15 protein-coding genes and 2 pseudogenes are annotated in these 24,356 nt (G+C 71.7%); 9 read left to right on the top strand and 8 right to left on the bottom strand.

The window, feature by feature from the left end; genetic code table 11:
* Position 1 precedes the first annotated feature (1 nt).
* Together AC07C1_RS04900 and AC07C1_RS04895 are read left to right on the top strand one after the other, a co-directional pair.
* Positions 2 to 532 (top strand): GNAT family N-acetyltransferase, encoded by a 531-nt coding sequence (locus AC07C1_RS04900; RefSeq protein WP_478936938.1) that lies wholly within the window; start codon positions 2 to 4, stop codon positions 530 to 532.
* The gene (locus AC07C1_RS04895) at positions 532 to 1,740 is read left to right on the top strand and encodes an MFS transporter (protein WP_478936936.1); all 1,209 of its coding nucleotides are present in this window, start codon (positions 532 to 534) and stop codon (positions 1,738 to 1,740) included. Before AC07C1_RS04900 ends, AC07C1_RS04895 begins: the two co-directional genes overlap by 1 nt.
* On the opposite strand, the gene AC07C1_RS04890 is transcribed toward AC07C1_RS04895, so the two are convergent.
* On the bottom strand, positions 1,714 to 2,601 hold the full coding sequence (locus AC07C1_RS04890; RefSeq protein ID WP_478936935.1) for a squalene/phytoene synthase family protein: 888 nt from the start codon (positions 2,599 to 2,601) through the stop codon (positions 1,714 to 1,716). The genes AC07C1_RS04895 and AC07C1_RS04890 overlap by 27 nt on opposite strands.
* 136 nt (positions 2,602 to 2,737) lie before the next feature.
* On the opposite strand from AC07C1_RS04890, the gene AC07C1_RS04885 reads away from it, so the two are divergent.
* Positions 2,738 to 3,211, top strand: a complete 474-nt coding sequence (locus tag AC07C1_RS04885; RefSeq protein WP_478936934.1) for a hypothetical protein — start codon at positions 2,738 to 2,740, stop codon at positions 3,209 to 3,211.
* 113 nt (positions 3,212 to 3,324) lie between these two features.
* Here AC07C1_RS04885 and AC07C1_RS04880 read toward each other — a convergent pair whose 3' ends face one another.
* From AC07C1_RS04880 to AC07C1_RS04850, 7 genes and pseudogenes are all read right to left on the bottom strand, one after another.
* A complete protein-coding gene (locus tag AC07C1_RS04880) occupies positions 3,325 to 3,828 on the bottom strand; it encodes a nucleoside deaminase (protein WP_478936933.1) in 504 nt (167 codons plus the stop codon).
* A gap of 1,230 nt (positions 3,829 to 5,058) precedes the next feature.
* Positions 5,059 to 5,868 carry a xanthine dehydrogenase accessory protein XdhC gene (gene xdhC / locus AC07C1_RS04875; RefSeq protein WP_478936932.1) on the bottom strand — a complete coding sequence of 270 codons (810 nt, stop codon included), beginning with the start codon at positions 5,866 to 5,868 and terminating at the stop codon, positions 5,059 to 5,061.
* A gap of 1 nt (position 5,869) precedes the next feature.
* Positions 5,870 to 8,275: a xanthine dehydrogenase molybdopterin binding subunit gene (xdhB, locus tag AC07C1_RS04870; protein ID WP_478936931.1), complete on the bottom strand. Its 2,406-nt coding sequence runs from the start codon at positions 8,273 to 8,275 to the stop codon at positions 5,870 to 5,872.
* Positions 8,272 to 9,735, bottom strand: a complete 1,464-nt coding sequence (locus AC07C1_RS04865; RefSeq protein ID WP_478936930.1) for a xanthine dehydrogenase small subunit — start codon at positions 9,733 to 9,735, stop codon at positions 8,272 to 8,274. Before AC07C1_RS04865 ends, xdhB begins: the two co-directional genes overlap by 4 nt.
* 496 nt (positions 9,736 to 10,231) lie before the next feature.
* Positions 10,232 to 10,610: pseudogene (locus AC07C1_RS04860) on the bottom strand (histidine phosphatase family protein); the annotation flags it as partial.
* Between the two features lie 182 nt (positions 10,611 to 10,792).
* The gene (locus AC07C1_RS04855) at positions 10,793 to 10,990 is read right to left on the bottom strand and encodes a DUF397 domain-containing protein (RefSeq protein ID WP_478936929.1); all 198 of its coding nucleotides are present in this window, start codon (positions 10,988 to 10,990) and stop codon (positions 10,793 to 10,795) included.
* Entirely contained in the window at positions 10,987 to 11,856 is an 870-nt protein-coding gene (locus AC07C1_RS04850; RefSeq protein WP_478936928.1) for a helix-turn-helix domain-containing protein, read from the bottom strand. Before AC07C1_RS04850 ends, AC07C1_RS04855 begins: the two co-directional genes overlap by 4 nt.
* Before the next feature lie 141 nt (positions 11,857 to 11,997).
* Between AC07C1_RS04850 and AC07C1_RS04845 the strand changes: the two are divergent.
* The 6 genes and pseudogenes from AC07C1_RS04845 (at position 11,998) to AC07C1_RS04820 (ending at position 24,238) form a co-directional block, all read left to right on the top strand.
* A pseudogene (locus AC07C1_RS04845) lies at positions 11,998 to 12,487 on the top strand (ATP-binding protein).
* Between the two features lie 31 nt (positions 12,488 to 12,518).
* Positions 12,519 to 14,135, top strand: a complete 1,617-nt coding sequence (locus AC07C1_RS04840) for a TIGR02677 family protein (RefSeq protein WP_478937232.1) — start codon at positions 12,519 to 12,521, stop codon at positions 14,133 to 14,135.
* A complete protein-coding gene (locus AC07C1_RS04835; RefSeq protein ID WP_478936927.1) occupies positions 14,132 to 15,421 on the top strand; it encodes a TIGR02678 family protein in 1,290 nt (429 codons plus the stop codon). The genes AC07C1_RS04840 and AC07C1_RS04835 overlap by 4 nt, the downstream gene beginning before the upstream one ends.
* Before the next feature lie 8 nt (positions 15,422 to 15,429).
* Complete coding sequence (locus AC07C1_RS04830; protein ID WP_478936926.1) at positions 15,430 to 19,665, top strand: TIGR02680 family protein; 4,236 nt, start codon at positions 15,430 to 15,432, stop codon at positions 19,663 to 19,665.
* The gene (locus tag AC07C1_RS04825) at positions 19,656 to 21,014 is read left to right on the top strand and encodes a TIGR02679 family protein (RefSeq protein WP_478936925.1); all 1,359 of its coding nucleotides are present in this window, start codon (positions 19,656 to 19,658) and stop codon (positions 21,012 to 21,014) included. Before AC07C1_RS04830 ends, AC07C1_RS04825 begins: the two co-directional genes overlap by 10 nt.
* A 992-nt stretch (positions 21,015 to 22,006) precedes the next feature.
* Positions 22,007 to 24,238 carry a hypothetical protein gene (locus AC07C1_RS04820; protein WP_478936924.1) on the top strand — a complete coding sequence of 744 codons (2,232 nt, stop codon included), beginning with the start codon at positions 22,007 to 22,009 and terminating at the stop codon, positions 24,236 to 24,238.
* The last annotated feature ends 118 nt before the right edge of the window (positions 24,239 to 24,356 follow it).

Below are 24,356 nucleotides of genomic sequence, written 5' to 3'. Positions count from 1 at the left end.
AATGGGACACCTCATGCGCATAAGGGGCATCGTCGAGGCCGACTGGCCGAGGCTGGCCGCCCTGGAGACCGAGGCGTACGCGGACGTCTCCCTCACCGAGGGCGAGGAGATGCTGCGCTCGCGGGCCCGGGCCTCGGCCGGCACCTGTTTCGTCCTCGACCTCGACGGCCGGCTCGCCGGCTACGTCCTTGCCCTGTCCTACCCGAGGTTCCGCTGCCCCGACCTGTCCCGCCCGGAACAGGTCGTCCACCACTCGGCCAACCTCCACCTGCACGACCTCGTCGTCAGCGCACCCCTGCGGCGCCGCGGCCTCGGCACCCGGCTGGTGCGCCACCTCACCGAGGCGGCCCGCGCCCGCGGCTTCGAGACCATGTCGCTGATCGCGGTCGCCGGCAAGGAGCCGTTCTGGCGGGCCAACGGCTACCAGACCCACCACGAGGCCGTCCTCCCGCCGGGCTACGGCGGCGACGCCGTCTACATGTCGGCTCAGGTGGCCGCCGCCCGCCCCCGCGAAGGACGGAGAGCGGTCTGATGCCCGGCTTCCCCACCCCCTCCTTCCAGCGCGCCAAATGGTCCATCGCGGCGCTGTTCTGCTTCCTCGGCTTCCAGTACGGCAGCTGGGTCTCCCGCCTCCCCGCGCTCAAGACCCGGCTGGACCTGGGCGCCGGCGAGGTGGGCCTGCTGCTGATGGCCTGCGGCGCCGGCGCGGCGGCCTCCTTCCCGCTCGTCGCCGTCCTGACGCGCCGCCTCGGCTCCCGGCGCCTGTCCCTCGCCTCCGCCCTCTGCCTCGTCGCCGTACTGGCCGCGCTGTTCGCCGTACCGAACTACCCCCTCGCCCTCCTCGCCGTCTGCGCGGACGGGGTCGCCGTCGGCTGCCTCAACGTCGCCATGAACGCGCAGGGCGCCGCACTGGAGAAGACCTACGACCGCACCGCCATGTCCCAGCTGCACGCCACGTTCAGCGCCGGTCTGCTCGCCGCGGCCCTGCTGGCCTCCGGCGTGACCACCCTGACCGCGTCCGTCGGGGCCCACTTCACCGTGGCCGGGGCCCTGTTGCTGCTCCTGCTCGCCGGCGCCCGTCCCGGCCTGCTGACGGAGCCGGACACCGGGCCCGCGAGCCCGGGCACCCCGAAGCGGCGCGGACGCCTGGCCCTCCCCTCCGGTACCACCCTGCTGATGGGCTGTGCGATGGCCTTCGGCACGATCACCGAGGGCGCCATGAACGACTGGTCCACGCTCTACCTGAAGGACATCGTCAAGGCGTCCCCGGCAGTCGCCCCGCTGGGCATCGCGGTCGTCTCCGTGATGATGCTGCTGGCCCGGGCGCGCGCGGACCGCTGGCGCACCCGCTGGGGCGACGGACGCGTGGTCCGCACCGGCAGCGCCGTGGCCGCCGCCGGCCTGGCCCTCGCGCTGCTCACCGGCGGGGTCGTCCCCACGCTCCTCGGCTTCGCCTGCGTCGGCCTCGGCGCGGCCGCCGTCACCCCGTGCGTGTACGTCGCGGCCGCCGAACGCGGCCCGGACGCCCTGGCCCTGGTCGCCGCGATGGGCACCACGGGCCTCCTCGGCGGTCCCGCCCTGATCGGCTTCGTCGCGACCGCGGCGAGCCTGACCCTCGGCATGGCCACGGTGGCGGCCTCGGCCCTGACCGTGACACTGACGGCGATCTGGATCCCGTGGGCGCACCGCACCCCGGCACCGGCCGCCGAGGTCTCAGTACCGGCGCGTGAGGACGCGTAGGGACCTCAGGCGCGGCGGACTCGCGGAACCGCGCAGCACCCCGGCGCCCCGCGCCAGCACCGCGTCCGCGGTGAGCAGTTCGATCTCGACCAGCGCACCCACGAGCCGCCGGCCCGGTGCCGGGGTCAGCGACGGAAGCTCCCTGGCGGCCAGCAAAGAGGCGCGGGTGGCGGCGACCTGATCAGCCACCAGGTGCGCCACGGACGTCCCGCCGGCCCCGGTCGCCAGGTCGTCCACGGTGACCGAGAAGTACTCCATCGCCGCGACCGGGATGCCCACGCGCCCTTCCCGCACGTCCTCGGCGAGGTCGTTGACGAAGTCGAGCCGCTGGCTGCCCTCGATGAACGTCCGGCACGCGGCCCGGTACCGCGCATCGTCGCCCTCCGGCGCCAGCAGGCCGGCGACGAGCATGAACGCCGGGTAGGAGTAGGCGTCCACATAGGTCTGGAAGTCGGCCTCGGTGGGGAAGCCGGCGAAGTGCAGTTCGGCCGTCCCGGTCGACAGGTAGGTCTCCACGGTTCCACGCAGCCGGGGATGAGCGGAGACGGTGTGCACGAGCGCGCGGATCAGCGGGTCGTCACTCTCCCCTGTCCGCAGCGCGTCCCGTACCCGCTGCTCCCAGGACGCCCACGCCGCCGTGCGCTGCCGCATGGGCCCGGTGTCCAGGAGGTTGTCGCCGTGGTGCATCACGGCTGTCGCGGCTATGACGTGCGGCAGCAGGTGCCGGGGCAGCAGCGCCCGTGCCGCCAGGTACGCGGTACGCCGGAAACCTCGTACCAGCTGCCGCTGGTCGTCGTAGTCCCCGCGCAGCCCCGGCTCCCGGACCCCCGCCGCATCCAGGCTCTTCGTCCACACGCTCATGGTCCGATGGTACGGATCACCTGCCGCAACCATGGACTTCCGCCGGACCGGTGAGGGGCCCGCGTGACCAGACGTCATCCGGCACCGGTGTGCGGTGAGATCGCCTTGTCGGAAGCGGCCGGTAGCCTCGGGCACCATGGGCATTCAGATCGATGTGGTGGTGGGTTACCCGGTCAACGATGAGATGGAGAGGGTGCTCGGGCTGGCCGAGGCGGTCGGCGAGCCCGTCACCGTCACGTTCATGTGGGAGGGGCGCGACGAGGCGGAACGCGCGGTACTGGTGCCCGCGGCCACGCTGGCGCTCTGGGAGCATTGGGCCCCCACCGCCTACCCGGCGAGTGGCGCTGGGGAAGAGTACCGGGCTGTGGCGGAGGAGCCGGAACTGGCCCACCCAGCGGAGTTCGGGGCGTTCACGCTCTTCCGTCGTCGCGTAGGAGGGCGCACGGCGGTTGCTCGCGAAGGCGTGGTGGTCGCCGAGCTACTGGACCCCGACGAGGCGCACTGGCTCCAGGAGAAGGCCCGCGATGTCCGCCAAGGCTTCATGGATCCGAAGCAGAAGGCGGCGTTCGAAGAGTTCCTCGCCCGGCAGGCATCCCTCGATGAGCAGTGACGCGCCAGGGTGGATCGAAGTAGCTGACGGTGTCCGCGTGCGTCTGAGCACGCCGATGCCCGGAGGGAAGCCCGCCGGGGCATCGGTCGTCGCCGGCGCGCGGTGAACCGGGCTCAGTAGTCGATGCGGTCGGACTTGGCCAGCCACGCGTCGAACGGCGCCGTACGGTTCGGCAGGTCCAGGTGCTCGACCCGCGTCGGCCACATCGACTGGGGCTTCTTGTCGAAGAGGTCGTAGAACTTGCGGTCGTCGAAACCGGCCACCGCGGCATCGTGCCGATCGGCGGAGTAGATGATTCCGTCGACTCGCGCCCACAGTGCGGAGGAAAGGCACATCGGACACGGCTCACACGAGGTGACCAGGACGCAGCCCTCGAGCGAGAAGGTGTCCAGTTCCTTGCACGCGGCACGCAACGCGCTCACCTCGGCATGCGCCGTCGGGTCCAGGGTCGCGGTGACCTGGTTGTTCCCGAAGGCGACGACCTCGCCGTCCTTGGCGACCAGTGCGCCGAACGGACCGCCGCCGTTCATCACGCTGGTGGTGGCCAACCTGATCGCCTCTTCCATCCAGGCGCGCTTGAGCTCCTGGATGCTCGTTTCCTCGGTCTGCGCGGTCACGGTCACTCCTTTTGGATACGGTGGGGATTTCCCCGGCTGCTCTGCCCGTGCGGGACACCGCACTCGAACCACGGTCCCGGAACCCATGGGCAGGCTGGAGAGTCGAGCGCCGAGTTCCTCGATGATCCGGGTGGAAGGCACGCCTTCGCCGATCCGCATCCGTGCGGCCGGCGCTTCCACCCCTGTGGCGGGTCGGTCCACGGCACTCGTCCCTTGCTTCGTTGCTTGACTCGTTGCAACTTGTGTGAGGAGTACACAGCCAACCGAGGGGAGTCAGCTAGGGGGGGAAGACATGAAAGCCCCGCAGGCTGGGACCGCCTCTTCGTAGATTTCCACAAGGCCTGTCCGTCGTGATGTCCCTGTTGGTCGGTGTGATGTCACGCGTGGTCGAGGCCGATGGGTTTCCGTCGTGGAGACAGTGACCGTCCGCGTGATGCCACGGGCCTCGGCATGGGCGGGCATGGGCGGGATGACCCAGCGGGGCCTGGAGCGGTACCGGCGGACCTGGTGGTGATCGAGCCCGGCCAGGCTCCCCTGCCGGCTTGCGAGGGCTCCCTCAGCCGCCTCCTGGACCGGGCACCCGGGCCAGGGTGGCAAGTGGCAACGGTGGAAGGCCCGTTCACGGGCGCGGCGGTTGCGGCGGATGCGTGACCGGTGGTGGCCGCGGGCGGGTTCGGCGAGGTGGACTCACCCCCCGGTCACGGCGTCGGCCTGTGGCGCCGGGGCCGGCCGACGGCCGCCGCCGGGCCCGCTCGGGCAGCTTCTCGGCCGCGCGGCGTCGACGCGGAACCGGCGGGTCCCGGTGGCCGGCCGGGGGGAGCGGTGCGGCCAGTACGGAGCCGATGCCATGGCTGTCCAGCCCGCGGCTTCGGGTCGGATCCGCGGACCTTGTCGGTGGCCACCCGGGCCGCCTGCGACCCGGCGGTCCGGAACCGTTCGATCACCGCCGTAGCCCGCTCCGGTCTGGTCGCGGACGCCGGCGGCTGTCCCCGGCCGGCTGGTCGGCGGCGGCCGGCGTCGTGTGTCCGGCCGCGCGGCAGGCGCGGTTCCCGGTCGACGGCCGGACACCCGCGGCAGGTCACGTGGGCGAGGTGACCCACGGCCTGGGAATTTCCGGTCCGACCGGCGGTGCCGATGTGCTGTACCGGGCTGACGTGCCTGGCCCGTGCCACCTCACGCGCCCTCGGCCACCGGCGTGTACGTGGCCGCGGCAACCGTGATCGGCGACGCTCAGTGGGGGGCCTGTTCGAAGGTCCGGAGCAGGTCCGCCGCGACGCTCACCGCGATCGTGGCGGGTTCCTTACCGGTGATCTCGGTCAGTCCGATCGGGGTCTTGATCCGGTCGATGGTGGCGGCGTCATGGCCGCCCTCGGTGGCCAGGCGGTGCCGGAACCGCGCCCATTTGGCGGCCGAGCCGATCAATCCGATCGAGCCGAGACCGGCCGTGCGCAGGGCGGCGTCGGCCAGTGCGGCGTCCTCGGCGTGATCATGCGTCATGATCAGGACGTGGGTGCCGGGCGCCAGCTCCTCGAGCACCTCCTCCGGAAGCAGTGGCGTGTGGTGCACCTGGACCTGCGCGACCGCGTCCGCGAGCACGCCGAGCCGTTCGTCGGTGAGCATGTCGGGGCGGGTGTCGATCAGGTGCAGATCGAGGTTGTGGCGGGCCAGGATGCGTGCCAGCTCCAGTCCGACGTGACCGACGCCGAAGACCGCCACCGCCGGCACCACCGGCAGCGGTTCGAGCAGGACGGTGACGGCTCCGCCACAGCACTGCACGCCGTGCCGGTTGGTCACCTTGTCGTTGAGGGCGAACTCCATCAGCTCCGGCTCCGGACCGGGCGTGCCGATCAGTTCGCGGGCCCGGTCGATCGCGACCGCCTCGATGTTGCCGCCGCCGATCGAGCCCCACGTCCCGGACTGCCCCACGACGAGTTTGGCACCGGCGCGGCGGGGCGCGTGACCGCGCACGGTCGCGACGGTCACGAGCACGCCGGGTTCCCGGCGGGCCCGCAACCGCGCGACCGCGGCCACCCAGGTCATGTCAGGCATTGCTCAGAGCGCTGATGCCGGTGCGGAGCTCGCTGTCCTCGCCGGCGTCACCGTCGTGCTGTGCGTCGCCCTTGCGGGCTGCTTCGATCGCCCAGTACACCGCCTCCGGTGTCGCGGGGGAGGGCAGATCCACGCTGACGCCGGCCGGCCCGAACGCCGCGGCGGCCTGCCGCAACGCTTCCCGCACCGAGAACGCCAGCATCAGCGGGGGCTCACCCACCGCCTTGGACCCGTACACCGCGCCCTCTTCCGTGGCGTTCTCCAGCAGCGTGACGTTGAACTCCTCGGGCATCTCCGAGAAGCTCGGCAGCTTGTAGGTGCTGGCGGCCTGGGTCAGCAGCCGGCCGCGGTGCGGCCCGTCACCGGTGTCCCAGCGCAGGTCCTCCAGCGTCAGCCAGCCCGCGCCCTGCACGAAGCCGCCCTCGACCTGACCGATGTCGATCATCGGGGACAGGCTGTCGCCGACGTCGTGCACGATGTCCACCCGCCGGATGCGGTACGCGCCGGTGAAGCCGTCCACCTCGACCTCGGTCGCGGCGGCGCCGTGGGCGAAGTACTTGAACGGCGAGCCCCTGAACGTCGTCGCGTCCCAGTGCAGTCCCTCGGTCCGGTAGAAACCGGCCGCCGACAGCTGCACGCGCTGGAAGTACGCGGTACGCACCAGGTCGTCCCAGGCGAGTTCCCTGTCGTTGCCGAGGGCGCGCGCGACGCCCTCGACGATGCGCACGTCGGAGGCGTTCGCCCCCAGCTGGGTGGCGGCCACCTGCAGCAGCCGCTCGCGCAACTGCTCGCAGGCGTTCTTCACCGCGCCGCCGTTGAGGTCCGCGCCGGAACTGGCGGCGGTGGCCGAGGTGTTGGGCACCTTGTCGGTGCGTGTGGGGGCGAGCCGAACCTTGTGCAGTGGGATGCCCAGCGTGGTCGCGGCCACCTGCAGCATCTTGGTGTGCAGGCCCTGGCCCATCTCGGTGCCGCCGTGGTTGATCAGGACCGAGCCGTCCTTGTAGATCAGCACCAGCGCGCCGCCCTGGTTGAAGGCGGTGAGGTTGAACGAGATGCCGAACTTGATGCCGGTGATCGCAAGCGCCCGCTTGGTGTGCTGGTGCGCGGCGTTGAAGGCGGCGATCTCGCGCTTGCGGTCGGCGATGCCGGCGTGGTCCTTGACCTGCTGCCAGACGGTGGAGATCCGTTCCGGCTGCGTGACCGGCTGCCCGTACGGCGTCGTCTGGCCCTGGCCCGGCTGGTAGAAGTTGCGCTCCCGCAACTCCACGGGGTCCAGGCCGAGTCGCGGCGCGCAGCGGCCCAGGATGTCCTCGATCACCAGCATGCCCTGCGGTCCGCCGAAGCCGCGGAAGGCGGTGTTGGAGACCGTGTTGGTCTTGGCGATGCGACCGGCGACGCGCGCGTTGGGAAGCCAGTAGGTGTTGTCGATGTGGCACAGCGCTCGGGCCAGCACCGGCTCGGAGAGGTCCAGGCTCCAGCCGCCGTCCGCGGTCAGGGTGGCGTCCAGGGCCTGGATACGGCCGTCCGCGTCGAAGCCGATCTTCCACTGGGCGTGGAACCCGTGCCGCTTGCCCGACATGGTCAGGTCCTGCGTGCGATTCAGCCGGAACCGGACCGGCCGGCCGGTCAGCTTGGCGCCGAGAGCGGCGACGGCCGCGAACCCGTGCGGCTGCATCTCCTTGCCGCCGAAGCCGCCACCCATCCGCAGGCACTGCACGGTCACCTCGTGGGCGGGCACCCCGAGCACGTGCGAGACGATTTCCTGGGTCTCCGAAGGGTGCTGGGTGCTGCTCTGGATGAAGATCTGGCCGTTCTCGTCGATCTGGGCCAGCGCCGCGTGCGTCTCGAGATAGAAGTGCTCCTGACCGGAGAACTGGAACTCGCCGGTGAACACATGCGCGGAGTCGGCGAAGCCCGCGTCGACGTCGCCGGCCAGCATCATGGGCCGGGCGCCGTGAAAGCTCTCGGCCGCCATCGCGTCCTGCAGCGTGACCAGAGCGGGCAGTTCGTCGAGTTCCACCTCGACGGCCGCCGCACCGAGCCGGGCCGCCTCCAGGGTCTCGCCGAGCACCCACGCGACCGCGTGACCGTAGAACATGACCTCGTCGGGGAACAGCGGCTCGTCGTGCTTCATGCCGGCATCGTTGACACCGGGCACGTCGGCCTTGGTCAGGACGCGCACCACACCGGGGACGGCGAGCGCGGGCTCGGTGCGCAGCGCGGTCACCCTGCCGTGGGCCTTCATGACCTGGACCGGGTAGGCGTGCAGCACGTCCTTGGTGCGGTGGACCAGGTCGTCGGTGTAGAGCGCGGTGCCGGTGACGTGCAGGGTGGCGCTCTCGTGCGGCATGGAAACGCCGACGACGGGCTTTTCGGGACGCTCGGACAGATGGCTCATGACGACACCGCCTCAGTGGTTTGTGCGTGCAGCTTCAGCAGGCTCTGGCCGAGCATCGCGGCGCGGTAGCCGGCGCTGGCGCGGTGATCGCTCATCGGCGTGCCCTGGGCCTGCAGCACCTGCGCCGCGGCCTCGACGGTCTCCGTCACCCACGGCTTGCCCTCCAGGGCCGCCTCGGCGGCGAGGGCACGGATCGGGGTGGCGGCCACGCCGCCCAGGCCGATGCGTGCCTTGCGGACGATCCCGTCCTCGATGTCGAGCGCGAACGCGACCGCCACACTGGAGATGTCGTCGAAGCGCCGCTTGGCGATCTTGTGAAAGGCCGTGACGGGCGACAGCGGAAGCGGGATGCGCACGGCGCGGATCAGCTCGCCGGGGCGGCGCACGCTCTGACGGTAACCGGTGAAGTAGTCGGCCAGCGGGACCACCCGCTCACCGTCGGCGTCGGCGAGCACCACCGACGCCTCCAGCGCGAGCAGCACCGGCGGGCTGTCACCGATGGGGGAGCCGGTACCCAGGTTGCCGCCGAGGGTCGCACCGTTGCGGATGAGCCGGGACGCGAACTGCGGGAACAGCTCCGCCAGCAGCGGGACGCTGCCGTCGAGGCGGCGTTCGATCTCGGTGAGCGTCTGCGCCGCCCCGATCTCGATGTGGTCGGATTCGACGCGCAGCTCCCGCAGTTCGGGCAGCCGGTCGATGGCGACCACGCAACTCGCCCGGCGGGAACGGATGTTCACCTCCACGCCCCAGTCGGTGCTTCCGGCGACCACCACCGCGTCGGGCCGCTCACGCAGCAGCTGGAGCGCTTCGCCCAGGGTGCCCGGCCGCAGGAACGCGCTGTCGTCCCGGGTGTACTCGGTGGCAACCGGCTCGGGTGGGGACTGCTCGCGACGCCGCGCCAGCGGGTCGTCCCCGGTGGGCGTACCGACGGCGAACGCGGCATCACGGATCGGGCGATAACCGGTGCAGCGGCACAGGTTTCCGCTCAGCGAGTGCAGGTCGAAACCGTTCGGACCGTGCTCGGCGTCGGCGCTGTCGGCCGAGTCCGCGTGCGCGCAGCGGTCGGGCCGGTAGTACTCGGCGGCCATGCTGCAGACGAATCCGGGTGTGCAGTAACCGCATTGGGAGCCGCCGCGGACCGCCATCTCCTCCTGCACCGGGTGCAGCGTGGGCGGCGTACCGGGCTCGCCGGCGGTGGCGAGGCCTTCGGAGGTGACGATCTCCTGACCGTCGAGGGCCGCGACCGGCACCAGGCAGGCGTTGATCGCCACCCAGTCAGTGGGCTTGTTCACCCCGGGGCGGGCCACCAGGACCGAACACGCACCGCATTCGCCCTCCGCGCAGCCTTCCTTGGTCCCCGTGAGGCCACGCTCACGGAGGAAATCCAGGACCGTGGTGTGGGGTGGGGCAGGGGAGATCGGTGCGGTCTTCCCGTTGACCGTGATCCGCGCCGCTACCATGGCAGATCCTCATTTCGGAGCGCGGTCGTACAGATTGTCCTAGTCGCCATTTCAGGGGCTTTCTCTTACGGTGGCGAAGCTGAAGCGTGAGAACCCGAAGCAGAAATCAGCACGCAACGACGTGCCGCAGGCGGGTGAAGAGACGAGAAGAAACCGGGGCCGCAATCGGGCACGCCGGTGAAGAGGGCTGTTCAGCAGCCGTGTGCTACACGACCCGGGACCCAGACGGTCCGCTGAGCGAGGCGATGCAGGTCGGAGATGATCGACATCCGACTTCGCCTCCTTCCAGCAGCTCACGAGTCGGTCCGCTCGAAAATACGTTGCCCCGGGCCTGTCGGTCAAGGCCCACCTGCGCGGACCAGTAACAGTTGAGACACGCCCGACGGCCCTGCCCGGCCGTCCCGCCGACGTGTGCCCCGTCCCGGTACCGCGACCGGTCTTTCGGCGCTGTCGCGGAACTCGACCCGGATTTGCGAGGAGTATCAGCCGGAACCCACCGCAGATGCGACGTGTCGTTCAGCAATTGCACCGACGTATTTTCCATCCCCGTAATAAGCCACCGCCGACACCGAAGCCGCCGCCAGCTCCATCCGGAACAGGGACTCGGGCGGCGCGCCCAGCGCCAGCCGGACCAGCGTCCTCAGCGGCGTGACGTGCGAGACGACCAGCACCGTCCGCCCCGTGTACCGCCCCAGCAGCTTGTCCCGTGACAGCGCGACCCGGCGCGTCACCGCCTCGAACGGCTCGCCCGTGCCGCCCGGTATCGCTGTCGGCGACGCCAGCCACGCCGCCGGCTCGTCCGGGTGGCGTTCGCGCACCTCGGCGAACGTCAGTCCTTCCCAGGCGCCGAAGTCCGCCTCGCGCAGCCCTTCGTCGGCCGGGTCACCCACGAGGAACTGAAGGCCCGGTCACCGCTGTTCGTCGCGGCCGCCCGCGCCCGCGACACCCTGCGCATCAGCTGGTACGGCAAGCCGAGCCCGAGCCTGCCGAGTTGGCGGCGTGCGTGAGCCCTGCCGTCCTTGGTCGGGCGGCAGGGCTCACGCTTGACGTACGACCGTCAGGCCTCCCCGACGAACCCCGCCCACGCCTCACGTGACACACGGATGACGGGTCCGGCCAGGGCCTTGGAGTCACGGATGTGCACAACTCCCGTATCGGCAGCGACCTCCACGCACTGACCACCCTCGGCCCCGCTGTAGCTGCTCCTGAACCAAGAAAGACCGGGTTCGACGGCCGAGGACTCAGAGCTGTTCATAGCGATCTCAGCAACCTTTCCACGAAGTCGAGCGACTCTCGCGAGGGGAGAGCCTGCGATCGGATGATCCCATAGCGGGCGGCGGCGAGAGTCGTCTGCTCCGGCTCGGTCTGGAGGGCGCTGGTTCCCTGGGCTTCGGTGTAGACGAACCTCATTCCGTCCTTGCGTGTGATTACCGTGAACGCGCCATCTACGCCAGCGTTGTACTCGCGGTCTGTCGGCATGACTTGCATCTCGACATTCTGCTTCTCGCCAATCAGAAGCAGTTGCTCCAACTGCCCCCGGTGCACCGTCTTGCCTCCCCAGGGGTGTCGCAATGCCGCCTCTTCGAGCACGAAGCTCAGTAGCGGCGCGGGCCAGCGGCTGAAGATGTCCTGCCGGGCCAACCGGGCCGCCACACGTTGCTCGACGGTCTCCTGGTCCAGGACCGGGCGGCGCATGTCGAGTACCGCCCTCGTGTACTCCTCGGTCTGGAGCAGACCATTGAGAACGTGGGTGTCGTACGCGAGCAGCTCAACGGCCTCCTTCTCCAGCGTCGCCATCCCCTGGAAGAACACCGGATACTGAGCCCGCTCCACCTGCTCCTTCCACACCGTCAGCAACCCGCCCGCGTCCAGAACCTCGTCCGCCCGCTCGATGGTCCTGGGCGAGGGGATCCGCCGTCCCTGCTCGTACGACGCGACCGTGGACGCCGAGTATCCGATCCGCCGTCCGAACTCCTCGCGCTCCAGGCCCGCCCGCACCCGCAGCGTCTTCATCGTCTGCCCGAACGCGATGACCACGGCCTGCCCGGACGTGTCCGCCATCGCCTGTCCCGAGTCGCCTGCCACCACGGTCCCGGCCCCCTCATCCGTACCCTCGGTCATCGCCACCTCCCTGGCCCAACGCCGTCCCGGCGGTCTCGTCACGCCGCGCACCTCGTACCCGTACCACCACGGCGCGTACAACGGGCCGCGTCGGTGCGTCACCACTGGTCACGCTACGCGACCGAGGAGACCGTTGTCGGCGTGACGAACCAACTCCCCAGCCCCATCGACACCTCCCAACCCTCATATCGTGGAGCTGACTTGAGCCGCACCTTCGAGATGCGCTTCACCTCCACCCCACGGGGCGCCCGCCTCGCCCGCCGACTGGCCGCGCACCGGTTGGACGCGTGGGGCATCCCGGTACGGCACCGGCCCGCACGAAGAGATCGTGCTGGTCCTCGGCGAGCTGACCGCCAACGCCGTACGGCACGGACATGTCCCCAGCCGGGACGTCCATCTGCTCCTGCACGTGAGCGCACCCGCCCGCACGGTCAGGATCGAGGTCACCGACACCCGTACCGAACGCACGCCGCCGGACCCGGAAGCGCTGCCCGCCCCCGGCTCCGAGGACACCGGCGGCCGAGGGCTGCTGCTCGTCGCGGCGCTCGCCGCCCGCTGGGGCTGGCACCTCCGGCCCGGAGGCCCGGGCAAGACGGTCTGGGCGGAGTGCGTGTTCGCAACTCCCAGGTGAGCCTGCGGACGTGGTGGAAGAATGTGCCGAGATGACCTCCAGCGACTACTCTCCGTTCGCCCACCTCACCGCCCCCAACGCCTCCCTCTACCGCCAGGTCATGCGGGCCTTCCTCGCCGCCAAGGAGCGGTTCGCGGTGCATCTGCGGCCGGAGGACGTGTACGCGGCCCTGGACGCGGGGGGAAGGTCCGCCGACCTCGAAGCGGTGACGCAGGCGCTGGACAAGCTCGTGGAGTGGGGCAACCTGCGGGCCGATCCGGACCACGCGCGGGTGACGGCGGTCGAGGACTTCTACCGCAGGCGGTTCATCTACCAGCTCACCCGGGCCGGTGAGGCGGCCGAGGCGGCGCTGGGGACGTACGACGAGGTGCTGGGGCGGCGCGGCCAACTCCAGGCGGTCGCGCTGCACGACATCGTCACGCAGCTGCGGGCGCTCCTGGTGATCGCCGCGGAGGACGAGCCCGACCCGGCCAAGACGTACGTCGCCCTGTCCGTGCTGACGGCGCGGTTCACCGACCTCGCCGACAACGCCCGCGCCTTCATGGGCTCGCTCCAGCGCACCATCGACCTGCACGACATCGAGGTCGAGGCGTTCCTCGCCTACAAGGACCGGCTGATCCAGTACCTGGAGCGGTTCATCCAGGACCTCATCACCCTCGGCGGGCGGATCGCCCTGCTGATCGGGGAGCTGGAGGAGCAGGAGCGGGTCGGTCCGCTGCTGCGGCTGGCCGCCGCCCGCGAGGCCGCCGACGCCGCTCCCGAGGACGCCGAGCGGGCGGAGGCGGTGGCGTACGAGCGGTGGGCCGCGCGGTGGTCCGGGCTCGCCGAGTGGTTCGTGTCGGGGGAGGGACGGGAGTCGCAGGCCAGGCTTCTGCGCGGGCGGGCGCTCGGTTCGATTCCGCAGCTCCTGGCCGTCGTACGGCAGCTCAACGAGCGGCGGGCCGGACGCTCGGACCGCTCGGCCGACTTCCGTACCCTGGCGCGCTGGTTCGCCCAGGCGCCGGACGACGCGGCACGGCACCGACTCTGGCGCGTGGCGTTCGGGCTGCACTCCTCCCGGCACCTCACCGTCGACGCCGACACCCTCGCCGAACGGACGGCCTCCCCGGAGCCCGCCGCCACCCCGTGGAGCGAGGCGCGACCGCTCAGGATCAGCCCCCAGTTGCGCCGTACGGGCAGTTACGAGCGGCGTGGTAAACCGCGCAAGGTGGCCGACCGGGGCGAGGCGAAGCGCCGGCTCGCCGAGATCGCCGCCCGGCAGACGGAGGAGACCAGGCGGGCACGGGACCGCCTGGTGACGGGCGGACCGGTGCGGCTGTCCCGGCTCGGCGAACTCGACCCGCACGCCTTCCAGCTGTTCCTGCGGCTGCTCGGCGACGCGCTCGCCACCTGGCGGCCGGGCACGACCACCACCGCGGCCACCAGCGGGGACGGTTCGATGGAGATCCGGCTGACCGCCCTCGACGACGGATCGACGGCCGAAGTGCGCACCCCCGACGGCGTGTTCAGTGGCCCCGACCACCTGATCGACATCGTCGACCTCACGTCGGGGCACGGCGACCACGCCGCACCGGCACCGGCACCGGCACCCGTTCCCATCCCCGTCCCCCGACGGGACGCCGCTCCCCAGCTCGCGGAGGACCGATGAGCGGCCCCCTCGCCGAGGTCCTCGACGGCCAGCGGCAGGCCGACCTCCAGAAGGCCGCACGTGCCCTGCTGAAGGAGCCGCTGCTCACCGCCGACGGGCCGTACGCCGACGAGTTCCGGCTGGTGCGCCGGCACACCGCCGAGCTGCGGGAGTGGTTCGAACGCAACGTCGGCTGGACGCTGCGCACGGACGCCGACGCCGCACGGCTGCGCAAGACGCCGGGCACCCTCACCGACGCCACGCACCCGGCGCGCGAGGCCGCCCGCAGCGCCCTGCCTTTCACCCGCCGCCGCTACGTCCTGCTCTGCCTGGCCCTGGCCGCGCTGGAACGGGGCGAGTCGCAGGTGGCGCTCGGGCGCCTCGCCGAGCAGGTCGTCCTGGCCGCCGCCGATCCCGAACTCGTCGCCGCCGGGATCACGTTCACCCTGGAGCGGCGCGACGAGCGCCTCGACCTCGCGGCCGTCGTCCGCCTGCTGCTGCGGCTCGGGGTGCTGCGGCGGGTGGCCGGCGACGAGGACGCCTACGTCAGCGGATCGGGCGACGTGCTGTACGACGTGCGGCGGCGTGTGCTGGCCGGGATGCCCGCGTCCCTGCGGGGCCCCTCCATGGTCGAGGCCGAAGGGTTCGAGGAGCGCCTGGTGGAGATGACCGCGTGGACCGCGCTCGACAGCGACGAGCTCAGGTTCCGGGCGGTCCGCTGGAAGCTGACCCGCATCCTCCTGGACGACCCGGTGCTGTACTACGACGACCTGACCGACGACGAACTGGCCTACCTCACCCGGCAGCGCGGCTTCATCACCGCCCGCATCAACGAACTGACGGGACTCGTCCCGGAGATCCGGGCCGAGGGCATCGCCATGGTCGACCCGATGGACGACCTCACGGACACGCGCATGCCGGAACAGGGCACCCACGGTCACATCACCCTGCTGCTGGCGGGGCACCTGGCCCGGGCGGCCGGGCCCGTGGAACCGGCGGAACTGGCGGCCCGCGTAAGGGAACTGGCCGTGGAGCACGGCGGGTTCTGGTCCAAGTCGGCGAGGGAACCGGGTGCGGAGCCCGAACTCGTCGAGCAGGCGCTGACCAAGCTGGTGGCGCTGGGACTCGCGGAGCGCACCGAACGGGGCGTCGTACCGCGGCCGGCCCTCGCGCGGTACGCGGTCGGCGAACCCGTCGTCAGGGAACCCGGACGGGCCCGCCGGCCCGCCACGACCGAGCAACCCGAGCAACCCGAGCAACCCGAGCAACCCGAGCGACCCGTGCAGCCCGTGCAGGACGAAAGGTGAACCGCCCCGTGACCGCGCTCCCCGGCCCCTGGTCCTCCGGGCCCGCGCTCCCCGCTCCCGCGCCCGGCCGGTGGCGACCCCTGCGCATCGGACTCGTCGATCTGTTCCACTACGACATCGAGGAGTTCTGGTTCCGCGACGGCCGGCTGCTGCTGCGCGGCAACAACGGCACCGGCAAGTCGAAGGTGCTCGCCCTCACCCTGCCGTTCCTCCTGGACGGTGACCTCTCCGCCCGCCGCGTCGAACCCGACGGCGACCCGGGCAAGCGCATGGAGTGGAACCTGCTCCTGGGCGGCGCGCACCCGCATCCCGAACGGCTCGGTTACACCTGGATCGAGTTCGGACGGCTCGACGGCACCACGGGCGAGGCCCACTTCCGCACGCTGCTGTGCGGGCTGAAGGCGGTCGCCGGACGCGGCATCGCCCGCCACTGGTTCGCGGTCACCGACCAGCGGATCGGCGCCGGCCTCGACCTGCTGGACGCGACCGGGACGGCACTGTCCCGGGACCGGCTCGCCGAGGCGGTCGGCGGTCACGGCATGGTGTACGACACGGCGAAGGCCTACCGCAGGGCGGTCGACGAAGCCCTCTTCGGGCTGGGGGAGCGGCGCTACGGCGCCCTCGTCGACCTCCTGATCCAGCTGCGCCAGCCCCAGCTGTCCAAGCGGCCCAGCGAGGCCGCCCTGTCCCGGGCGCTGACCGAGGCGCTGCCGCCGATGGACCAGGCGGTCGTCGCCGACGCGGCGGAGGCGTTCCGGTCGTTGGACGAGGAGAAGGAGGAACTGCGGGCGGCCCGCGAGGCCGAAGAGGCGTCCTCGGCGTTCCTCGACCACTACCGCCGCTACGCCCGCCTCGCCTCCCGGCGCCGCGCCCGCCTGCCCCGCCGCGAACACGCCCGGTACGAGAACCTGCAACGGGAACTCGCCAGGGCCCAGGCGGACCGGGACCGCGCCGTGGCGGACCGCGAGGAGGCCCGGGCGAGGGGCGCCGCCCTCGACGAGCGGGCCGCGCGGCTGGCCGCCCAGGACGCCACGCTGCGGTCCCGGCCCGAGATGCGCGACGCCCGCGCGCTCGACCGGGCGGCGAACGACGCCTCCCGCACGGCCGCGGAGCTGAACCGGGCCGAGGCGGACCGGCGTACGGCGGCCGAGGCGCACACCCGGGCCCTGGGCCGTCTCGCCACCGCGGACAACCGGCTCACGGCCGCCCGGGAGGCGCTGGACGGCATCCGGGACCGGGTGGCCGAGAGCGCCGCGGCGGCCCGGCTCGACGTCCCCGGGACGGAGGGAGCCCCCGACACGGTCCTGCGCCGGGAGGCGGACGAGGCGACCGCGAGCAGGCGGCGCGCCGTCGAGCACGTGGCGGAACTCGCCACGCGCGCCGAGCAGGCCGAGGAGCGTCACCGGGCCGCCCGGCTGCGCGTCGACGAGGCCGACGAAGAGGTCGTGCACGGCGAGGAGCGGCTGGCCGGGGCGGAGGAGGACGTCGCCCGGGCGGGGCGGGCGCTGGTCACAGCCGTACGGGAGCACCTTTCCGGATGCGTGGAGCTGCGGGTGCCCGGGCTGCCCGGGGTCCTGGACGCCGTACAGGACTGGGCCAGCCGTCTGGACGGCCCGCTGCCGGCCCGTACGGCGGCGAGCGAGGCGCATCGCGCCGCCGCCTCCCGCCTGGCCGACCGGGCGGCCGGACTGGCCCACCGCGAGGCGGCGAGGGCGGAGCGACAGCGGCTGGCGGCGGAGGAACTGACCACTCTGGAAACGGGCGGGGAGCGCGGCCCTGCGGCTCCCCCGACGCGCACACCCGGCGTGCGGGACGGGTGCCGCGGCGCTCCGCTGTGGCGGCTGGTCGACTTCCGCCCGCACGTCACCGAGGCCGACCGCGCGGGGCTGGAAGCCGCGCTGGAGGCGTCGGGGCTCCTCGACTCCTGGGTGCGGCCGGACGGCGCCGCGGTCGCGGCGGACGGCCACGACGTGCTGCTCGACCCGGTCGGGCTGCTCGGCGGTACCGGCCTCGACCGCGCGCTGTGCCCGGCGGTCGACCCCGCGGACGCGGGAGCCGCCGCCGTGGGGGAGGAGACGGTCGCGCGCCTGCTCGCCTCGATCGGGCTGGCCGCGGACGGCCACGGGCCCGGGGAGGCCTCCTGGGAGGCCGGCGGCCACGACACCTGGGTCTGCGCGGACGGGCGCTTCCGCGTCGGGGCGCTCACCGGAAGCTGGGCCAAGGACAGCGCCCAGTACGTGGGGGAAGGAGCGCGGGAGCAGGCACGTCGCGTCCGCATCGGGGAACTGCGCGCCGAGGTCGACGGCTTGGCGGCGGAGCGGGAACGACTGGCCGAGGAGTCCCGCGCCGTGGCCGGGCGCCGTGCCGTGCTGGACGCCGAACTCGCCGCACTGCCCGGCGACGACGACCTGCGGCACGCCCACGCACGCGTCACCGCAGCGGCCGAAGCGGTCCGTCGCGCCCGCGCCCGGCGGGACGAAAGGGCCGCGGAACTGGCTCCGGCGGCGGAGCGGGCCGACCGCGCGGCGGCCGAACTCGCCGACACCGCGGCCGCCCTGAACCTCCCCACCGACCACACGGCACTGGGCGCCGTACGCCAGGCGCTCGCCGACCACACCGCCCTCCTGGCGGCCCTGTGGCCCGCACTGCGCGAACGCGCGGAGGCCGAGCGCGCGGTGACCGGCGAACAGGAGGAGACCCACCGGGCCGAACTCCTCGTGTCCGAACTCGCGGAGCGCACTACGGAGGCGGCCCGGGTGGCCGCGGCGGCGGACGAACACCTCACGACGCTCCGCTCCACCGTCGGAGCGGCCGTCGCCGAGCTCCAGCGGCAGCTGGAGGAGACGGCCGGGGCGGCTCGGATCTGCGAGCAGGAACAGCGGCAGGCCTCGGCGGCCTACGGTGACGCCGACCGGCGGGCCAGCCGCGCCGAGGGACGCATCGAGCGGCTCGCCGAGGACGTCACCGAGGCGACCGCCGCGCGTGAGGAAGCCGTCGCGGCGCTCCAGCGGTTCGCCGCGACGGGACTGCTTGCCGTCGCGCTGCCCGACATCGACGTACCGGACGACGGCGGAGGACCATGGGCGGCGACCCCCGCCATCGCCCTCGCGCGGGCCGTGGAGTCACGGCTCTCCTCGATCGATGACACCGACGCGGCATGGGAGCGCGTGCAGAAGCGGCTGAGCGAGGAGTTCGGCAGGCTCCAGGACGCGCTGTCGCGGCACGGCCACACCGCCACCGCCCGCCCGAGCGAGGACGGCATGCGGGTCGACATCGTCTACCAGGGCCGGGAACGGGCCGTGCCCGAACTCTCCGAGGCACTGGCCGTGGAGGTCGCGGAACTGACCCGCATCCTGTCCGCACGCGAACGCGAGATCCTCCAGACCCATCTGATCACCGAGGTCGCCGGGACGCTCCAGGAACTGATCGGGGCAGCCGAACGGCAGGTGGCCGCCATGAACAGGGAACTGGAGGAGCGCCCGACCTCCACGGGCATGAAGCTGCGGCTGGTGTGGAGAGCGTCCCGCCGGGCCCCGCAGGGACTGGCCCAGGCCCGTGAACGGCTGCGTCAGTCCGCTGACGCATGGTCGCCCGAGGACCGGGCCGCGGTCGGCGCGTTCCTCCAGGAGCAGATCGCCCACCGGCAGGCCGACGACAGCGCCGGCAGTTGGCTGGAGGACCTCACCGCCGCCCTCGACTACCGGTCCTGGCACGAGTTCGGCGTCGAACGCCACCAGCATGGCAAGTGGGTGCCGGCCACCGGGCCCGCCTCGGGAGGAGAGCGGGTACTGGCCGCCTCTGTGCCCCTGTTCGCCGCCGCGTCCTCGCACTACGCGAGCGCGGGCGGCGCGCACGCCCCGCGCCTGGTCACCCTGGACGAGGCGTTCGCCGGCGTCGACGACGACTCGCGCGCCAAGTGCCTCGGTCTGCTCCGCGCCTTCGACCTCGACGTCGTCATGACCAGCGAACGGGAATGGGCCTGCTACCCGCAGGTGCCGGGCATCGCCATCGCCCAGCTCTCCCGCGTCGACGACATCGACGCCGTACTGGTGACGCGGTGGGAATGGGACGGCAGCGAACGGCGGCGCGGCACGGAGCCCGGCGCCCGGCCGGACGCGGTCGGGGCGGTTGCCGGTGCCGGTGACTCCGGCGAGGGGGCCGACGGGCCGGTGCGTCCTTTCGGTGAGCCAGGGCGGACCGTCGTCGTCGACGGCGCCGGCGGACAGGGGTCCCTGTGGACGTGAACCGTTCGGCGATCCCGGCTGACCGCGACGGAAGCCGGGCGGCGGCCGGACACACGACACCGCCGGACGCCATCGCGGACGCGGTGCCGGCCCCGCAGCCATCGGGAGAAGCCCGAACGGACGTCGATACCGAGCGTCTCGGGCGTCTGCTCGGCGATCCCGGCCTTGCCTGGTTCGTGGACCGCGTGCGGCAGCGCATGGCACGCGGCCGGCCGCTCACCGGCTCCGTCACCTTGTCCGACCCCGATGCATTTCAACGGCGCTCCGCCGAACGCCTGCTGGGACGGGCACCACGATCCAGTGGCTCCCTCAGCATTCGCCTCGCCACCGTGGATGAGATCCTGCGTCGCTCCGGTGTCAGCCCCGACGGACTGGCGGTGGCCGTCGTCGCCCTCACCGGCCCGGTCGTACTCCACGCCGAGGAACGGGACAGGGAGGAACGGGCCTGGGAGGAGGCGTACGCCCCGCTCGCCATCCTCGACGCGGAGCTGGCCCACTGGGCCGAGCGGATCCGCAGTGACGGTCTCGTACGGCGCCTCGCCCGTACACCGGAGGCCGCGGGCCCCCTGGTGGAGGCTGCCGTGCGCGCGTTGCGTGCGCTGCCCGCGTCACCCCCGACATCGCGGGCGACGTTCGCGGCACGGAACCTTTCCGGCGCCCACGCCCTGGACGAGGGGACACCGCTCGCCACTCTCGTCCTGTCCGGCATCCGTTGCCTCACCGGCTTCCCCGACGGCTCCGGTGCGCAGTGGCGGCGGGAGGCATGGGCCTCGGCGGGCTTGCTCAAGGACGACCTGTCATCGACCGTCCTCACCCTCAACCTGCGCGGTACTCCAGCCCTCGACTGGATGGCCGACGCGGGGGAGCCGGCTGTGCTGACGCTCCGCTCCCTCACCCGTCACGTACCGGTTGCCTCCCTTCCAACGACGGGAACCGTTCACATCTGCGAGAACCCGGCCGTGCTGTCCGCCGCCGCCGACACACTCGGCCCGGCGTGCCCGCCGATGGTGTGCCTCCAGGGGCAACCGTCGGCCGCCGCGCTCACCTTGTTGCGCGACCTGTCCATGCGGGGCGCTCGCCTTCTCTACCACGGCGATTTCGATTGGGGCGGTGTGCGCATCGCCGCAGCACTGGCGCGAAGCGTCCCTTGGCGGCCGTGGCGCTACACGGCCGCCGATTACCGAGCAGCAGTGACCGCAGTGGCCGAAGCCCCGGACCTGGCGGGCCCGCCCGCCACAACTCCCTGGGACCCTGCCCTGGCCGTCGCTCTCGCCGAGTGCCGTGTCCGGGTCGAGGAGGAAACGGTGCTGGACGACCTGCTCATGGACCTTGGACCGGGGCCCCGCTGAGACGCATGTTGAGAGCGCGGCGGGCGCAGATTGGACGAGTACCGATCCGTTACCGAGCAGAGCTCTGTCCCCATCGGGAGTCATGACGCCCGTTCGACGCTCCGGGACCCCAACAGCCCACTCGAGGATCGGTGAACGCTCTCCGAGTCCCTGAGAAGTCCCACAGGCGCAGCCGAACCCCCTCCTGGCTCGCGTACACACAGGTCAGGAGGGGCGTAGCGGCGTTGTGTCTGAAGACTTTCAGATGTCCCGGAAGAGATCGGCGAGCCCGGTGACCTGCGGCGATAGGCGGCTACAGGTCGCTGACCTGGGGATATGGAATTTCGACTGCTGCATGCTCGTGCCTGTTGATACGGCCGGAAGTCCCAGAAAAGTCCCAGCCGGTCTTTCGGGCTCTGTGCAGCTCATGCGGATGCGATGGGGCTGGTGTTGCGCCAGCGTGCAAGCGTGTCGTGGTGACTGCCTGCGACTGGCGGAGATCGACGCTGTCACGGAGCTTCCCAGGCCAGCGATGCTTGTCGACCGGCTGCTGAATCTCCTACGCCTGCCGTGTGACGTTGCCGGCCAGTGGCTTTGTTTCAAGGAGTGGCACAGCGTAGGTGTCTGCTGTGTGTAGACGTTGCACGGGTAGCTGGTGATGCATGCCGCTCGTTCGATGCCGCTTCTGACGGAACGTTTGGCCTGGCGGCGCTGTCCCAGGGTCTTGCCAGGTGGGTTGCAGTGCACCTTGGCCCGCTCAGGCCCTGCCGTTTGAGCTCAGTCTGACGCCGGCGCGTGGGCGTGTCTGGTGTGGGCCACTGCCAACCAGCGCAAAGTGGCGAAAGTGCTGCCGGAATGCTCTAGGTCGCATAGTCTGCGTGAATTACCGCACGTCAGACCGCGGCGGCCTCAAGTGCGGCGGAGGTGCCATGGGTGGGGACCCGTATGTATCGGAACCGGTTGGCGAACGTGGGGTGCCGGAGGCGTCATCGACGCATCGCGACAATACGCAGGTGCCTGATCCGTACGGTGACAGGGCCCTGCTGACCTCTGACATGACGAAGGGCTACGACGCCGTACCCGACGAGGAACGGGATCGGCTGCGGCGCTATCTCGAAGCGGTTGTCGCGGCCCGCCCGGCGCCGGTGCACACCACCGTCGCCTTCAACGCAGTGTACTTCGGGTATGACCTCGGCGGCGACGGCTACGGCGGCAGCCCGCTGTGCCTCGACGACTTCCCCGTGATCACTTTCGGCGAGTGCGCTCCCATGCTCCCGGTTGGTGCCATGGTGTGTGTCGCCACCGGGTCGGACCCGCTCTACGCCGAGATCGTCCACCGGGAGGGCGCCCACCCGGAAGTGGGCGCCCTTGGTGACGTACCGGCCTGGGTGTCGGGGGCGCCGGTGGGCGCCGAGGGCCCGGGCAGGCCGGGAAACGACGCCGTGCCACGGCGAAGGGAGCTCCTGGTCCCGGATCTCCACGCCTTCGGCCCGGCCTTGAGCCTGTCGCCGGCCCAGCTCCACCGCTTGCGCACTCGCCAGCGCTGGATCAACGAGGACGGGCATGTTGTCGTCGACGTCTGCTACCCGTCGCCGGAGGCGGCCCGGCGCGACGAGCTGACGGCCTATACGGAGCATCTCCTGACGACGGCACGGGAGCAGCTGCTCAGTCCCTTCGTTCCTGTATCCCTTGCCGCGCTGGTGGGCGGCAGACACCATGACGACCTGCGGGCGGGGCTGCTCGGTCTCCTCGACACGGTACGGGGTGTCCTCAACTCCAGTGCGGCGTTGCGTACATGGGGTCACTACGCGATGACCCGGGCCTCCCTCGCGGCCTGCTGGCGGGACACCGGACCGTTGGGCGGCGATGACCTCAGGTCGCTCGCGGCAGCGGTGGAACACGCGGCCACCCCGGTGAGCCGGCGCTACGGTCTCACCGCTGTGGTCACCGCGTACACAGCCGTCGGACCGCGGCTTCGAGGGTTCCCCGGGGCGGCGGAACCGCTCAGGGGAGTGGGATACGCCGCAGCAGTGTGCCAGGCGAATGTGGCACTCGCCGACGTCGTCCAGGGAGACAGCGACCAGGGTCTGTTCGAGAACGGTTCCCGGATCACACTCGACGACGCCTTCGAGGGCGGAGGCGTGTGGCGGTCCCATTATCCCGGTGGTGCAGAGGCCCCCGGTGACCCGCTGGCTCCGGCCGGACGCGGCTGGACCTCCACCTTGCCTGCGCCACCGGAGCCGGAAGAGGAGGTGGATCCCGTAGATCTACCCCTTGCCGACGATGCCTCCCTCGGTCTCAACGAACTCCTGCGGCATGACGCGAATGAGATCGCCTGGCAATCGCCCCTGCGGCTGGCCCATCTCGTCGACGGCTGGTTCCCGCTGCACCCGTATGTCGCACGTGAACTTCGCCTGACTCACGGCCCTTGCCCTACGGCACGCCTCGAACTCGATCACGTTGGACAGGCGTTGCGGGGTAACGAGGTGGTTCAGAAGGTCACCGCCGAACCGGGTGAGGACTCGGGACGGTTGACCGGAGTCACCTGGCCCCGCGACTTTCTCCCCGGCCTGATGCTCGAGCTGCGCTGGCCCTGCGGCGGCACGGTGATCCGTCTGGCCACCACGCGGCTCGAGGAACCGGTGCAGGTCGGCGACCGTGTGATCGGGCATTGCTACGACCCTCGTGTGCTCACCAGGGAGGACGCTCCAGGCAGCGACCGCCACGGAGACAGCGCGGCCGGACTCGGTCCGCGGCAGCTGGTGATGCGGACTGTACGCCGGTGTGGGCTGCTCACCCTGGACGGTCACGCCCTGCTGGACCGTTCGGTCCTGCCGATTGCGGTCTACGGGTGCCGGCCGGGACGGTCCCAGGCCGCCGCCCTGGAATCCGCGGTCGCGGAACTGCTCGGGGAACAGCTCCTGGAGCCTGCTCTCGGCAGCCGAGACGTCTGGGGTCAACCGCACTACCCGGCGCGCGACGGGCAGCCGACCATCCCCCTCATCGGCTACCGCCCCGTCCGACGACGGGTGATACGCCCATGGGGCGGCGCAGAACCGGGCGGTCGGGAGCGGGGTGCTGTCCAGCTCGTCCCTGGCCATCTGCGCCGCCTGCGGCCGGGTTGCTCACCCAGCGAAGTGCAGCGAGCGGCCTTTCGGGAGCACTGCCGAAGGCTCGGCAAGGCGGATGGCTGGGAACTGCCCTACGGCTACACGTTCGTCACTGAGCACACGCGCGGCTGCTGATCCCCAACACCTCTGCCTACGCACGGGATTTACCCCCCTTCTTTTGTTGCCCCGTTCCCATCTCCCAGGCTCCTCGGCGTCGAGCGAGCTGAATCCCGCAGGACCAGCCACAGAAAAC

This window comes from Streptomyces sp. NPDC045022 (assembly GCF_056432605.1).
This window is presented reverse-complemented; position numbering and strand designations above follow the sequence as displayed.

Excerpts from the sequence above, each read along its gene's own strand:
- AC07C1_RS04850 (WP_478936928.1), bottom strand. The coding sequence starts at position 11,856 with ATGACCGAGGGTACGGATGAGGGGGCCGGGACCGTGGTGGCAGGCGAC.
- AC07C1_RS04835 (WP_478936927.1), top strand. The coding sequence starts at position 14,132 with ATGAGCGGCCCCCTCGCCGAGGTCCTCGACGGCCAGCGGCAGGCCGAC.
- AC07C1_RS04840 (WP_478937232.1), top strand. The coding sequence starts at position 12,519 with ATGACCTCCAGCGACTACTCTCCGTTCGCCCACCTCACCGCCCCCAAC.
- AC07C1_RS04855 (WP_478936929.1), bottom strand. The coding sequence starts at position 10,990 with ATGAACAGCTCTGAGTCCTCGGCCGTCGAACCCGGTCTTTCTTGGTTC.
- AC07C1_RS04865 (WP_478936930.1), bottom strand. The coding sequence starts at position 9,735 with ATGGTAGCGGCGCGGATCACGGTCAACGGGAAGACCGCACCGATCTCC.
- AC07C1_RS04900 (WP_478936938.1), top strand. The coding sequence starts at position 2 with ATGGGACACCTCATGCGCATAAGGGGCATCGTCGAGGCCGACTGGCCG.
- xdhB (WP_478936931.1), bottom strand. The coding sequence starts at position 8,275 with ATGAGCCATCTGTCCGAGCGTCCCGAAAAGCCCGTCGTCGGCGTTTCC.
- AC07C1_RS04895 (WP_478936936.1), top strand. The coding sequence starts at position 532 with ATGCCCGGCTTCCCCACCCCCTCCTTCCAGCGCGCCAAATGGTCCATC.
- AC07C1_RS04885 (WP_478936934.1), top strand. The coding sequence starts at position 2,738 with ATGGGCATTCAGATCGATGTGGTGGTGGGTTACCCGGTCAACGATGAG.
- AC07C1_RS04890 (WP_478936935.1), bottom strand. The coding sequence starts at position 2,601 with ATGAGCGTGTGGACGAAGAGCCTGGATGCGGCGGGGGTCCGGGAGCCG.
- xdhC (WP_478936932.1), bottom strand. The coding sequence starts at position 5,868 with ATGACCTGGGTGGCCGCGGTCGCGCGGTTGCGGGCCCGCCGGGAACCC.